The organism is Aneurinibacillus migulanus (assembly GCF_001274715.1).
GTDB lineage: Bacteria > Bacillota > Bacilli > Aneurinibacillales > Aneurinibacillaceae > Aneurinibacillus > Aneurinibacillus migulanus.
This window is the reverse complement of the sequence record NZ_LGUG01000004.1, coordinates 1,088,849-1,102,462: the sequence shown is the minus strand read 5'-3', so window position 1 is coordinate 1,102,462 and position 13,614 is coordinate 1,088,849. Positions and strand designations below refer to the sequence as shown.

14 protein-coding genes are annotated in these 13,614 nt (G+C 46.1%); 6 read left to right on the top strand and 8 right to left on the bottom strand.

Annotated features, from left to right (window positions below; translation table 11 throughout):
• Nucleotides 1–14: 14 nt before the first annotated feature.
• The gene (locus AF333_RS07180; protein WP_043065484.1) at nucleotides 15–1,295 is read right to left on the bottom strand and encodes an ArsB/NhaD family transporter; all 1,281 of its coding nucleotides are present in this window, start codon (nucleotides 1,293–1,295) and stop codon (nucleotides 15–17) included.
• 247 nt (nucleotides 1,296–1,542) lie between these two features.
• Between AF333_RS07180 and AF333_RS07175 the strand changes: the two genes are divergently transcribed.
• On the top strand, nucleotides 1,543–2,307 hold the full coding sequence (locus tag AF333_RS07175; protein WP_043065483.1) for a sulfite exporter TauE/SafE family protein: 765 nt from the start codon (nucleotides 1,543–1,545) through the stop codon (nucleotides 2,305–2,307).
• On the opposite strand, the gene AF333_RS07170 is transcribed toward AF333_RS07175, so the two are convergent.
• On the bottom strand, nucleotides 2,304–3,527 hold the full coding sequence (locus AF333_RS07170) for a M14 family zinc carboxypeptidase (protein WP_043065482.1): 1,224 nt from the start codon (nucleotides 3,525–3,527) through the stop codon (nucleotides 2,304–2,306). The genes AF333_RS07175 and AF333_RS07170 overlap by 4 nt on opposite strands.
• Nucleotides 3,528–3,542: 15 nt before the next feature.
• Nucleotides 3,543–3,806 (bottom strand): YqhV family protein, encoded by a 264-nt coding sequence (locus AF333_RS07165; protein WP_043065481.1) that lies wholly within the window; start codon nucleotides 3,804–3,806, stop codon nucleotides 3,543–3,545.
• Between the two features lie 131 nt (nucleotides 3,807–3,937).
• Between AF333_RS07165 and AF333_RS07160 the strand changes: the two genes are divergently transcribed.
• From AF333_RS07160 to hemY, 4 genes are all read left to right on the top strand, one after another.
• Nucleotides 3,938–4,687 carry a 2-phosphosulfolactate phosphatase gene (locus tag AF333_RS07160; protein WP_043065480.1) on the top strand — a complete coding sequence of 250 codons (750 nt, stop codon included), beginning with the start codon at nucleotides 3,938–3,940 and terminating at the stop codon, nucleotides 4,685–4,687.
• Between the two features lie 228 nt (nucleotides 4,688–4,915).
• Nucleotides 4,916–5,953, top strand: a complete 1,038-nt coding sequence (hemE, locus tag AF333_RS07155) for a uroporphyrinogen decarboxylase (protein WP_043065479.1) — start codon at nucleotides 4,916–4,918, stop codon at nucleotides 5,951–5,953.
• A gap of 25 nt (nucleotides 5,954–5,978) precedes the next feature.
• Nucleotides 5,979–6,914: a ferrochelatase gene (gene hemH, locus AF333_RS07150; protein ID WP_043065478.1), complete on the top strand. Its 936-nt coding sequence runs from the start codon at nucleotides 5,979–5,981 to the stop codon at nucleotides 6,912–6,914.
• A gap of 6 nt (nucleotides 6,915–6,920) precedes the next feature.
• Nucleotides 6,921–8,354 (top strand): protoporphyrinogen oxidase, encoded by a 1,434-nt coding sequence (gene hemY / locus AF333_RS07145; RefSeq protein WP_043065477.1) that lies wholly within the window; start codon nucleotides 6,921–6,923, stop codon nucleotides 8,352–8,354.
• 80 nt (nucleotides 8,355–8,434) lie between these two features.
• On the opposite strand, the gene AF333_RS07140 is transcribed toward hemY, so the two are convergent.
• From AF333_RS07140 to AF333_RS07120, 4 genes are all read right to left on the bottom strand, one after another.
• Nucleotides 8,435–8,626 carry an alpha/beta-type small acid-soluble spore protein gene (locus AF333_RS07140; RefSeq protein WP_043065476.1) on the bottom strand — a complete coding sequence of 64 codons (192 nt, stop codon included), beginning with the start codon at nucleotides 8,624–8,626 and terminating at the stop codon, nucleotides 8,435–8,437.
• Nucleotides 8,627–9,036: 410 nt separating this feature from the next.
• Nucleotides 9,037–10,461, bottom strand: a complete 1,425-nt coding sequence (gene aspA, locus AF333_RS07130) for an aspartate ammonia-lyase (protein ID WP_043065474.1) — start codon at nucleotides 10,459–10,461, stop codon at nucleotides 9,037–9,039.
• Nucleotides 10,462–10,500: 39 nt separating this feature from the next.
• Nucleotides 10,501–11,817, bottom strand: a complete 1,317-nt coding sequence (locus tag AF333_RS07125) for an anaerobic C4-dicarboxylate transporter family protein (protein WP_043065473.1) — start codon at nucleotides 11,815–11,817, stop codon at nucleotides 10,501–10,503.
• A 232-nt stretch (nucleotides 11,818–12,049) separates the two neighbouring features.
• The gene (locus tag AF333_RS07120; protein ID WP_053912253.1) at nucleotides 12,050–12,325 is read right to left on the bottom strand and encodes a hypothetical protein; all 276 of its coding nucleotides are present in this window, start codon (nucleotides 12,323–12,325) and stop codon (nucleotides 12,050–12,052) included.
• Between the two features lie 393 nt (nucleotides 12,326–12,718).
• Here AF333_RS07120 and AF333_RS07115 point away from each other — a divergent pair, with 393 nt between their 5' ends.
• Nucleotides 12,719–12,949: an SH3 domain-containing protein gene (locus tag AF333_RS07115; protein WP_043065471.1), complete on the top strand. Its 231-nt coding sequence runs from the start codon at nucleotides 12,719–12,721 to the stop codon at nucleotides 12,947–12,949.
• A 169-nt stretch (nucleotides 12,950–13,118) separates the two neighbouring features.
• Here the strand turns inward: AF333_RS07115 and AF333_RS07110 are convergent, their stop codons facing one another.
• Nucleotides 13,119–13,574, bottom strand: a complete 456-nt coding sequence (locus tag AF333_RS07110) for a PilZ domain-containing protein (RefSeq protein ID WP_043065470.1) — start codon at nucleotides 13,572–13,574, stop codon at nucleotides 13,119–13,121.
• Nucleotides 13,575–13,614: the final 40 nt, after the last annotated feature.

Below are 13,614 nucleotides of genomic sequence, written 5' to 3'. Positions count from 1 at the left end.
TCCTGTTTCTATCTCTACATCAAATAGCGTAAATACACGTATATGGTCGAAATAACAATCGACAAAATCATCAACGGAAAGCCAATCGCCATAAACTTCAAGAATGAAATATGGTGACCTTCTTTGGCAGCCATTCCCGCCACAATCACATTGGCACTGGCACCGATCAGCGTACCGTTCCCGCCGAGACACGCCCCCAGAGCGAGAGACCACCAGAGCGGCTCAAGATCAGTGAGACCGATTTTGCCCATCTCCTGAATCATCGGAATCATGGTAGCAACGAACGGAATATTATCTACGAAAGCAGAAGCAATGGCACTCATCCACAAAATGAGCATGGCTGTAGCCGTCAAATCTCCGCCGGTCAATGCGATTGCCTCCTGTGCCAGCTTTGCAATGACTCCTGTCTCGACCAGACCGGATACAAGCACGAATAGCCCAACGAAAAAGAAGATGGTTGTCCATTCCACGCGGGTCAAAGCATCCTCAAGATAATGTTCGCCGGTCAGGAGCAATAACAGAAATGCCCCGGTCAACGCAACAGTCGCCGACTCGATATGCAACGCTTGGTGAGCGAAGAATCCGGCGATAGTCAGCGCCAGAATGAGTAGGCATTTCTTTAGCAGTGTCGGGTCTGATAGCTCGTCCTCAGCGCTCATTTGCATCAATTCCTGCTGTAGATCAGGCGTCGTTTTCAACTGCTTGCGGTACCAAAAAGCAAGAATACCGACAGTGACGGTCAGGATGACAATAATAATCGGTGCGAGATTAAAAATAAAAGCGGCAAATGTCAACTCTTTGACTGCGCTTCCAATCATAATGTTGGGCGGATCTCCGATTAGTGTGGCCGTTCCCCCAATATTGGAAGTAAAAATTTGCGTCAGCAGATACGGCATCGGCGATACCCGAAGCTGGCGTGTAATACTGAATGTTACCGGTACCATGAGCAGCACCGTCGTCACATTGTCAAGAAAAGCAGAAGCAAAAGCGGTAATAAGTCCCAGCGCAACAAGAATGCGTATCGGGTCGCCTTTAGCTTTCTTGGCCGCCCAAATCGCTATGTACTTGAACAATCCGGTCTGAGCCGTAACCGTAACAATAATCATCATCCCGGTCAACAGCCCCAACGTATTGAAATCGATATGATGCAGGGCCGTTTCCTGATTTACAATGCCAAATACGATCATTAACGTGGCACCGAGCATAGCCACGATCGTGCGATGGATTTTCTCTGAAATAATGAGCGCATACGTAATTAAGAAAATAATTATGGCGTAAATCGCTTGCTGTTCCATACATTCCTCCCAAACCTTACATGACAGCTTTTACTTACTTTAACTAAGTTTATATTATACTCTATATGCATTATGGAATAAACGGCATTTCCTTCAAAAAAGAAATATTATTAAAAAGAAAAAGAACAGTCGCTATTATCTAACTACTGTTCCAGGAACGACCTTCTTTCTTTTTTTCATAATTTATTCGTAAAGTATAGTATAGTAGAATATAGCTTTTATTCTATGTCATTATCGGAGGGGTAGTATGGAACATATCAGTACGGACATGCTGCTGTTTATTATGGCTGCGGGCTTCCTGGCCTCGTTCATCGATTCAGTCGTTGGCGGCGGAGGCTTGATCTCAATCCCAGCTTTGCTGTTGACTGGTCTTCCGTCCACGGTAGTACTTGGGACAAATAAGCTGGCCAGCACCATGTCTTCATGCACAAGTACGATTTCATTTATGCGTTCAGGTAAAATCAATCTGCGGATGGTAGGGTGGCTGTTTCCGCTCTCGCTTATCGGTTCAGCTATAGGCGCCTATACAGTAACAAAGATTCCACCTGAATTCCTCAAACCGCTTGTCGTCGTTTTGTTAATCCTGGTCACAATTTACACGCTCTTCAAGAAAGACTGGGGCAACGAGTCTACATATAGGGGTGCAACGAAGAAGATTGTATTTTTCGCCATTATGACCGCTCTTATTATCGGTTTTTATGACGGATTTTTCGGCCCCGGAACAGGGTCGTTTCTTTTGTTTGCGTTTCTTCTTATGGGATTCGATTTTGTCGGTGCCGCCGGAAATTCCAAGGTACTTAACTTCGCTAGCAACATTGCGGGCCTTGCTATGTTCATGGCCTTAGGTGCCGTAAATTATGAGTACGGAATTCCAATGGGCATTGCGATGGTGGCAGGCGCGTTGCTCGGATCGCAGGTAGCCATCCGCAAAGGCGCAAGCTATGTAAAACCGCTCTTTGTCAGTGTGACTGCGCTGCTCATCGGCAAACAGCTCTGGGATATGATGCACTAGACGGTTATATATCGTTCAAACAGCAAGGGCGCTTCCAGCAAAATTCCCTGGTTCTGGTGATAAATCGAATCGAATTGCTCAATCGGTACAGGATTTACACCTACCCCCACTTCAATGGTATAACCAGGACGGCGGTGCTCCTGAATAAACCAATCTTTATAGCCAGCAAAACTGTCTGCCGTATGCACGGGAGTATACGTACTCAACGTCTGCATCCGGCGGACAATTTCCTCGCTGCCGGCAGGCTCCATATGCTGAAATCCCCAGAAGATTACTTGTCCCTGCGAATGATACGCTAATACCCCCAGAAAATCATGACCCTTCGTAAACTCATACACCGCTCGTGCTTCCGGCTCAGATAATGGATAAGGGCCCCCATAATGACGAGGAAATGGCGCCTGTGGACTTGTTCTCGCCTCTTCCTCCCATAACGCCGGCCACTGGTGATTTAAGTCGACGCCGCGGATATTAGCGGTCCATCCTGTAAAATTATCGCAACCGTTGTTAATCGCCAGCACTTCCCCGTAATACGGATAAGCATAATCAATACCAAGCACTGAGAGCTCTACACCGTCTGGATTTACCATCGGTACAATCCAGATGCTGAACCGATCCCATATCTCTTCGATATCATATCCCTGCAGCTTTTCTTTCTCGGAATAGGCTCGCGCCATATCTTCTACGAATTTCATTAACACGGACGCCGTTATCCATTCGTTAGCATGCCATGCCCCACTGTAGAATACCTCCTTGCGTCCATTTCCCAGCCGGATCGCCCGCAACGGTTTTCCCGCAACAGAATGACCGATCGTTACCATCTGCAAGAACGGATAGCTCTCCTGCAATGCCGCTGTATCCCTCGCCAGATCGTATGGCGTATATTCCTCGTTTGTGCGAACAATTCCGTCTAGGCAAGTGGGTGGAATCATAAGCGCCGTCCCGGGCCCAAGCATCTCTTCCTGTGCAATGCTTCCAAGCCAAGGATTCGCCAATCGCAATTCTTGCAGTGATACACCGAATAGCCGCGTAATACAATAGAGAGTATCACCATTTTGTGTTTCGTAGGTGGACACCGTATCAGGTACGATTACTACCTGTCCGGGAACCAAATACCTCTTTCGTCCAAGTGATGGATTAACACTTAATATCCCCGCGACACTAGTACCAAAACGATTGGCAATTTTGGCAACTGTATCTCCTTTTTGCGTCACATATCGCATATATACGCCCCCTTTCTATTTACGTACTCCGATTAAAATACAGGTCACACCGATGAGAATCCATAGAATTTTCGTCAGGCTTATCCGGTCAGCCATTCCCATAAGGCCAATCATCGTCGTTAGTAGGAGAACTGGAGGCCCGACCAATGCTAAACTAGAATTAATCAATAGCGCTTTTTCTACTTCATTCACTTTAATAATCATAAGTGCAGCCAGAACTTCCAGCGAACCTGACAGAAGACGCAACGTTGCCATACCGATAATCGCTTTTTCCAGCACACGTATCCCCTCCTCTCTCTTTCAACGTATGCATGTACAGATCGGAATATATCTTCGGAGGGGGAACGCCCATATTTCATTCGGCATAATATGAAGGCAGAAAACCCGAGGAATGAGAGGAAGAGGGAAACATGAGGATTGAAGTCGTGCAGACAGTAGAGGAAATTCGGCAGGAGCAGATCGCTGGACGCACAGTTATTGTGATTGATGTGCTGAAAGCGGGGAGCACCATCGTGGCTGCGCTCAATTGTGGCTTTGCCTCCGTTCTTCCCGTTGAAACGATCGGGCAGGCGCAGGCTCTGCGCTCACAGAACGTTGTATGCGCCGGAGAAAGACATGGAAAAAAGGTAGCGGAATTCGAGTACAGCAACTCTCCTACCGCATTCCGCATTCCCCATGAGGCCGGCAAACAGCTTGTACTAACGACGACTGACGGTACGATCGCCATCAGCAAAGCGGCCCGTGCCGCACATGTGCTTATCGGTTGCTTTCTTAATGCTGATGCATGCATTAGAGAAGCCATCAGGCGCCAGTTGGATATTACGCTATACTGTGCAGGTACCCGCCACGAGTTTGCGCTTGAAGACGGATTAGCTGCCGGTATGATGGTTCATCTCGCTCGCTGCCTCGTACCCGCGAGCAAGGTCTGTGACCTAGGTAAAGCGCTTGAAGCAAGCTACTTGCAAATCGGAAAATCATTGCCGGATTTCTTGCTAGAGACAGCGACAGGAAAACGTCTCGCCCAGCAACATGGGAAAGAAGAAGTACTGTATTGCGGACGGCTTAATGAAGTTGATATCGTTCCGGTACTTATTAACAAAAAATTAGTTAATGCTACATCTGCCAAACCTGGCGATGAACCGCCCACACCAAAGGCGTAATCGCAATACAGCCCTATAGCGTGAAATTTCACTTTATGCGGATGTAGGCAGCTGCTTCGCTTACATCCGCTTTTACTTTTGGTTTCTTACCTACATACTGCCGCGAAAATTCCTCTTGAAGAATACTTGTCACAATAACTCCTTACCTTTTAAAAGCAAGATATGCTATCGTACAATAGGGAAGGTTTTTATCGTTTTTATGTTTATCGAAAGGAAAGGTGTGGCAAAATGAGCACAAAGCCATTTAATGATAACTTTCTAAAAGCCTGTCGCGGCGAAGCACACGATCGTGTACCTGCCTGGTACATGAGACAAGCTGGCCGTTATCAGCCGGAATACCGGAAGATTCGTGAGAAATATTCACTGTTCGAGATTACGCATCGCCCGGAAGTATGTGCGGAAGTTACTATGCTTCCCATCGAACAATTGGACGTGGACGCCGCGATTTTGTTCGCTGATATCATGACCCCAATGCCAGCGATGGGCATTAATGTGGAGATTAAGTCGAACATCGGACCCGTTATCGATAATCCGATTACATGTAAAGAAGATGTGGAGAAGCTGCAACCGCTTCACCCGTCAGAAGACGTGCCATATATCCTTGATACGATCAAGCTGCTGCGTGAGCAACTGTCTGTGCCACTCATCGGATTCGCAGGCGCTCCATTTACGCTGGCCAGTTATTTAATTGAGGGCGGACCGTCACGTAATTATTATAAAACGAAAGCATTCATGCACTCGAACCCGGAAGCATGGCACCTTTTAATGGACAAGCTAGGAGAGATGACAGTTACGTACCTGCAAGCGCAAATCCATGCCGGTGCGCAAGCTGTTCAGGTGTTCGACTCATGGGTAGGAGCATTGAATGCGCAAGATTACAGAACATACGTGGCTCCTGTAATGAACCGTATCTTCTCTGCCTTGGAAAAAGAAAACGCACCGAAAATTATGTTCGGGGTCGGGGCCGGTCATCTACTTCAGGAATGGAATAAGCTGCCGCTTGATGTAATCGGACTTGATTGGCGAACAAGCATCACGCAAGCCCGTCAGCAAGGTGTGAGCAGAACCGTGCAGGGCAATCTCGATCCAGGTCTTCTGCTGGCTGATTGGCCGGAATTGGAGAAGAAAGCAAAAAAAATTCTGGATGAAGGTATGGAATCGCCGGGCTTCATCTTCAACCTGGGGCACGGAGTATATCCGCAGGTAAAGGTTGAAACCCTGCAACGCCTCACTGCATTCATTCACAACTATTCGGCGAAAAAATAACACAAAAACAAAGCGGGGTATAAGAATGACGAAAAATCGCATGGGACTTCTCGTAATGGCTTACGGTACGCCGCGCAGCACCGAGGAAATCGAGCCATATTATACTCATATCCGCCGCGGCCGCACACCGACGCCGGAATTGCTACAAGAATTGACCGATCGTTACGAGAAAATCGGAGGGATTTCCCCACTCGCCCGCATTACGGAAGAGCAGGCCTCCGCTCTTGAAACCAAGCTCAATCACATACAGGACGAATATGAATTCAAAGCATACCTTGGCCTGAAACATATAGAGCCCTTCATTGAAGACGGTATACGGCGTATGAACGAAGACGGCATCGAAGAGGCAGTCAGTATCGTACTGGCCCCTCATTACTCGACATTCAGCGCAAAATCATATAATGGACGTGCCCTTGAAGAAAGTGAAAAACGAGGTGGACCGACTCTTTATTCTATTGATAATTGGCATGAAGAGCCGGCATTCATCCGTTACTGGGCAGAACGGCTACAGGAAACATATGCATCGATTTCAGAAACGGAACAGGAGAAGACAATTGTAATTTTCTCGGCGCATAGTCTACCAGAAAAAATTAAGCAAATGAACGATCCATATCCGCAGCAAATCGCGGACAATGCGCGCATGATTGCAGAAATGGCGAACGTGCCGCATTATACGACTGCCTGGCAAAGTGCGGGACGCACGCCTGAGCCGTGGCTTGGTCCGGATGTATTGGACAGAATGCGTGGACTTCACAAAGAAGGGTATACTACGATGGTATTTTGTCCGATCGGTTTCGTCTCCGATCATCTTGAGGTGCTATACGATAACGATTATGAGTGTAAAAATCTGGCCGATGAGCTAGGCGTTCATTATTTCCGCCCGCCGATGCCAAATACACACGAAATGTTCATCGGAGCGCTGGCATCTGCTGTCCTTAAGAAGCTAGAAGAAAGAAAGTGATGAACCATGAGTACGCAAGCTTTTACAGTCGCGATTGTCGGTGGCGGCATCACCGGGCTGACAACCGCATATTATCTGCAGAAAGCGATTCAGGAACAAAAGCTCCCTATCAGGTATGTATTGCTGGAGTCGTCGGAACGATTGGGCGGCCAGATACAGACCGATTATACAAATGGCTTTGTCATTGAACGGGGACCGGACTCCTTTCTGGCCCGAAAAACAAGCGCAGCCCGTCTGGCAAAAGAAGTAGGCCTTGAAAACGACTTGGTACGCAATCAAACAGGACAAGCGTATATTCTCAACAACGATCAGCTGTATCCGATTCCGGGCGGTGCCATCATGGGAATTCCAACTAAGTTGGCACCCTTTGTAACAACTTCACTGTTCTCCCCGGCAGGAAAGCTTCGGGCGGCACTTGATCTCGTTTTACCTCGCGGCGAACAAGGGGAAGGAGATCGCTCTCTGGGTGAATTTTTCCGTCACCGTCTTGGCAATGAAGTAGTGGAAAATTTAATTGAGCCATTGCTGTCCGGTGTGTATGCGGGAAATATCGACGATTTGAGCCTCATGTCAACCTTTCCGCAATTCTATCATGTAGAACGAAAATACCGCAGCCTGATTCTCGGTATGCGCTCTACAACGCCAAAGCAGCCTAAGGCTTCTGCTGACAAGAAAACGCCAAGCGCGTTCCTGACTTTCAAACGCGGCCTGCAATCTCTGGTAGAAGCAATTGAACAGCGGTTAGACCCGGTCTGCATCCGTAAAGACACTGCGGTTGAGAAGATATGTAAAACAGATGAAGGATATGAACTGCAATTATCCAATGGAACTGTTATGGCTGCGGATAGCGTCGTAATGACAACACCAGCCAAAACGACACGCGACACATTATCGGCTTATCCTTTTATCAATCTTCTAAAAGAAATGCCAACCACATCCGTGGCAACCGTAGCACTTGCCTTCCCTGAAACAGCGATTAAGCAAGACATTAACGGAACAGGGTTTATTGTCTCGCGCAATGCGAACTATCATATCACAGCCTGTACATGGGTACACAAAAAATGGCCTCAAACAACACCAAAGGGAAAGGTGCTTCTGCGATGCTTCGTCGGGCGCGCCGATGAGGACGCTATTGTATATCAACCGGATGAAGAGATTATCAAGGCCGTGCTGACCGACTTGAATAAAATCATGAAAATTGAGCAACAGCCTGAGTTTTATCATATTACTCGCTGGAAACAAGTTCGTCCGCAGTACGTGGTCGGCCATCAACAGCGAATGGCAAAACTAGAGGCTGAACTACATGCCCAGTTACCTGGCATTTTTCTTGCCGGTGCTCCATATCATGGAGCCGGACTGCCCGACTGCATCGATCAAGGCGAGGCATCTGTGCATGAAGTTCTCAAGTTCTTGCATATGCCGGAGGCTATAGCACAATAACGGAGAATCTATCCATATAGGATGACAGAAAGCGGCAGACGTAAACAGTCAGCCGCTTTTTTCCATATATATTCGATTGATTACTTACCACTAAGTTGCTGTTGCGATAATTTCACCAAACGTTTGGTAATTTCACCACCAACGGAACCGTTAGAACGGGCATATGTGTCGGCGCCTAATTGTACACCAAATTCAGCCGCGATTTCATATTTGTATTGATCAAGCACTTGTTCTGCTTGAGGAACAAGTAATTTGTTTCTGTTTTGTGCCATACTCTTTCACCTCCTGTTCGAAGTATTGTTAGTGTGTGTTGGAGGTGCCGTTTTATTAAACGAACATGTTTCCAGAGCGGGAAAACAGACACAATAAGAAAAACTCGCTCGGAGGAAAGTAGATGCCGCTTGCTTGCTTTATCGCGGCATCTACTTTCTTATGCGATAAAAAAAGAACCCGCCCATAGGCGGATTCTTTAATCATCATCCTTATCTTTATGGCTTTCTTTCTCTTTTTCATACTTTTCCTTATACTTATAGTCTTTATCATTAGACCATTTTTGTTGCTTTTTAGCTTTTTCACTTGCAGCCCCGGGTGGCGATGTAGAGACGATCGTTTTCGCTGCGCTTACCGATACTGGTGAAGCAGATGCCTGCTGGGCAGCGGTTTTATTTTTCCGACAATCTATCTAATCTTTAAACAATAATGCTGCACCAGAAATACCCGGGTCCGTCATTTCATACGGATCAAGAATCAGGTCAAGTTCCTCTTCTGTCAATACATTGTAGTACAAGCAGAGCTCACGTACCGACTTGCCAGTTAGAATCGCTTCGCGGGCGATACGCGCCGCCGTTTCGTATCCCAGATGAGGGTTGACGGCCGTAATGACACCTACACTCTTCTCTACATATTCTTTCAGCTTCTCTTCATTCGCCGTAATTCCTTGAACGCAATATTCGCGGAACACGCGGAAGCCATTATTCATAATACTAATGGATTGCAGCAGATTAAAGACAAGGACTGGTTCCATTACATTCAGTTCAAGCTGACCCGCTTCAGATGCCAGACAAATGGTGTTGTCATTACCAATAACCTGGAAGGCAATCTGGTTAATGACCTCGGCCATAACCGGATTGACTTTACCTGGCATAATTGAGGAGCCAGGCTGGCGGGCAGGCAACGAGATTTCGCTCAGCCCGACACGTGGACCGGATGCCATCAAACGCAGGTCGTTCGCCACTTTGGACATGTTCATCATGCATACTTTCAGCGCAGCCGATACTTCCGTATACGCATCTGTATTTTGCGTTGCGTCAACGAGGTGCTCCGCTCCGACAATTGGGAAGCCGCTAATGTCAGCCAAATGCTTCACGACGCTTTTAATGTACCTAGGATCGGCATTTAATCCTGTGCCTACTGCAGTCGCACCCATGTTCACTTCGTATAGATGCTGACGCGATTGTTTAATTCGCTTCATATCACGATCCAATACACGCCTATATGCTTCAAATTCCTGGCCAAGACGGATCGGAACTGCATCCTGCAGATGGGTACGCCCCATTTTAACTACATGGTCGAACTCTTTCGCTTTCTCAGCGAATGCGTCATGTAGCTCCTGCATTGTTACGAGCAGCTTATCGAGCATGGAGAGTGTAGCCAGATGAATGGCTGTCGGAAATGCATCGTTCGTTGATTGCGCCATATTAACATGCGTATTTGGGCTTAATTGAAAATAATTACCTTTGGTTTCCCCGATAATTTCTAAACCTCGGTTCGCAATCACTTCATTCGTATTCATATTGATGGATGTACCTGCACCACCCTGAATCGGGTCTACGATAAATTGATCATGCAGCTTACCATCAATAATTTCCTGTGCCGCCTGTACGATGGCATTTCCTAGGCGCTGATTAAGCTGACCGGTTTCCATATTGGCCAACGCTGCCGCTTTTTTCACGATAGCCATCGCTGTGATGAGCGATTCGTGAATACGATAGCCTGTAATCGGAAAGTTTTCTACGGCACGCATCGTCTGGACACCGTAGTAAGCATTAATCGGAACTTCTTTTTCACCAAGAAAGTCTTTCTCTACACGATATGTTTTGTCTCCCATGTCTACAAACATCTCCTATATTGTAATGTAAGATTGTAATTAGAAAAGGAATTGAACCAGTATAAAGCCTATGGCCACAGCAGATACGGTAGATACAAGCCCTGGTATCATAAAGCTATGATTGAGTATGTACTTTCCGATGCGCGTCGTACCTGTGCGGTCAAAATTAATCGCCGCAATTATCGTACCATAATTCGGTATAAAGAAGTAGCCATTGACTGCCGGAAACATGGCGATTAACGATGATGCCGGAATACCAAGCGCGATACCAAGTGGCATAAGTGCACGGACAGTCGCTGCCTGACTATACAAAAGGATGGATAACAGGAACAACGCAACAGCAAACAGCCACGGTGCAGCAGTAACCATTCCCTTAATCGATCCACTCAATAGCTCCATATTGCCGGCAAAGAATGTATCGCCCATCCAAGCAATCCCGAAAATACCGACAACTGCCTGCGCCCCCGCTATAAATACGTTTCCTTTCACTACGTCATCTACATTGACTTTACATAGTAAAATGATGCATGCAGCAGCAGTAAGCATGACAATTTCAATCGCTACCGGCATCGCCATATGTTCGATTTTGCCTGCTACCTCCCATGCCGGACGCAGTTCTGGGAAGGTGCCGAGCAGTACTACAGCAAACGCAGCTGCCAGGAATACAAAAACGGATAGCTTGGCCCGACGATTTACCGGCTGTTGCTCTTCATGCTGGTTGAAGGACGGGACCTGTCCTTCTTCTACCAGACGTAAATACTCAGGATCTTTGTCCAGGTCTTTGCCCATACGACTGGCAAACAGCGCACCGATCATACAGCCTAGAAACGTCGCAGGAATACTCACCATTAGGATGTCAATCAACTGAATATTATATCCAGATATAAGCCCTAATAGTGCTACTGTAGCTGCTGAAATCGGACTTGCAGTAATCGCTTGCTGAGAGGCGATTACAGCGATGGACATGGGACGTTCCGGACGCACACCAGATTCACGCGCCACTTCAGCGATAACCGGTAACACAGAATACGCTACATGTCCCGTTCCTGCACAAAATGTAAACAAGTACGTTACAATAGGTCCCATAAAAGTGATATGAGATGGGTTCCTACGTAACATTTTTTCAGCAAGCTGAACGAGATAATTCATACCGCCCGCCGCCTGAAGCGCCCCTGCTGCTGTAATAACGGCAACAATCATCAACATAACATCGATCGGCGGAGCGGTTGGCTGTAGATGGAAGAAAAAAGTTAGAATCGCGAGCCCCACGCCCCCCATTACTCCAAGTCCAACTCCTCCGAGACGCGCACCAACGAAGATACAAATAAGTACAATGAGGAATTCAAGCCAGAACATAATAAGCACCTCTCAATATAAAGAAAAACCAAAAAGTTAAGTGATACAGCAAGTAATTTTGAAACATTGCTTGCTGCATTTTTATTATAGTTCCATTATTCTTCTGTACATGTATCATTTGTGAAAAGATGATGAGCAAATAATCCATTTTTGTTCACAAACACGTTTCCTCTTCTCTAAAATTCCCCCACTCGTTTTTTTATAAGAAAAACCTGCCCTTTATACAGGCAGGTTATCTTTTTAGGTTTGTATGTAGTTGTGTTGCTATCACCGCAACCGATCTCTGATTCAACTTATCTCCGGCTACTTCATTGTTCTGTTGAACTTTTACTGCTCCGAATGCGAATACGGCGAAAAAGACAGCCGAGAGTGCAATTCCAACAATGCTATTTACAAAGCTCCCTTTCTTCCTAAATACGGAAAAAAGAGAGATGAATGCAAATCCTAGAAACACAATCGTACAAAAAAATCCCATTAAACTAATCGGTCCCCAAAACATCTTTACCACCCCATCTTTCTTCTTCCTACTCTTCCTTTTTTCACTGTATAAACAGCGAAATGGCACTAGTCTCTAAAGCACATCACATTTTTATATCTTTATACCTTAATTATAGGTATATTTACTTAATATACAATAGGACTTCGTAAGAAAAAAGTGGAGTTTCTATGAATTAAATAGTGTATTCTCTTCGTTTCTTGGCATTTTTCCTATACAATAAAGTAAAACTTCTATCAGTGGGAGTTTCTTCATCATCCGCTGATGGTTAGTTGCACTTATCGGGGTCATAGGGACAGCTCCCCCATGTAGCGCATATGAAGGGGAGGGGCTACTGCCCGTTAGACCAGGATAAAAATATTCATGTCAATTGGCCAGTAAGCGAAAGTAAGGAGGAGCCAACTTTTGGAACTTGCGCAATGTATCCGGGACGTTCACGCCAGAACGACCGAAGATTATATTGAAACGCCTTCTGCTCCGTTATTATTTAAGAAGGGGCATTTCTATCCTGTATTCAAAGATGAAGCTAACAATTGGCTTACTACAGATGAAGAGGGGTTTCAGCATATCGTCGCTTCGGGAGTCGAGCGTGTCCTTGAGGATTACTGGTTCTCCCGCCATTTCAAATTGCTCTGAGGTCAAGCTGCCTTTTCTTTCGTGATCTTTAAGCCACTATGTCTGAGAATGCGGCGCAACACTCTTAATGAGCTGCTGCAATAGAACATAGCGGCGCAGTGCGTTGAAGTCTTTCTTTGTAATTGATAAGACCTCGCAGCCATAACGGTAGCCGTCATCAGCAAGCTTTTCATGACGAATGGATTGTCTTTATTTTAATGGCTAAATCAGGCACCTCAAACAGCAAATAATAAGAATGATTTACTCTCAACGGTTCGGGTGAAATGAATCCGAACCCCTGGATGCTCAAATCAATGACACGTATTCGCAAATCAGGCGGGATTTCGTAGATTTTCTCGCTTAAATAATCATTGATAAAAGCGCTCAAGTCGACACGAACGCGTGGCCATCTTCTCCGGTTATTCGGAAAATTCGTCTCGAACAACGGAATAAACAGGCAAATATGCTGCAGTCCTTTTTTTATGATTTTTACTGAGAACTTTCTTCCCCCATAGAAAAATCCGATAAAGTCTCCAACCATATAGGACTCCGGATTTTTCACCTCTACGTTCAGAAGCTCACCTTCTGCCGTTTCCATCCTTCCAAGTTCTACTCTTCCTCTGTACTCGAACTGTACAATTTCCATCTCCCTCACCCCTAACCAGGACTTATGAATTGGATAAATA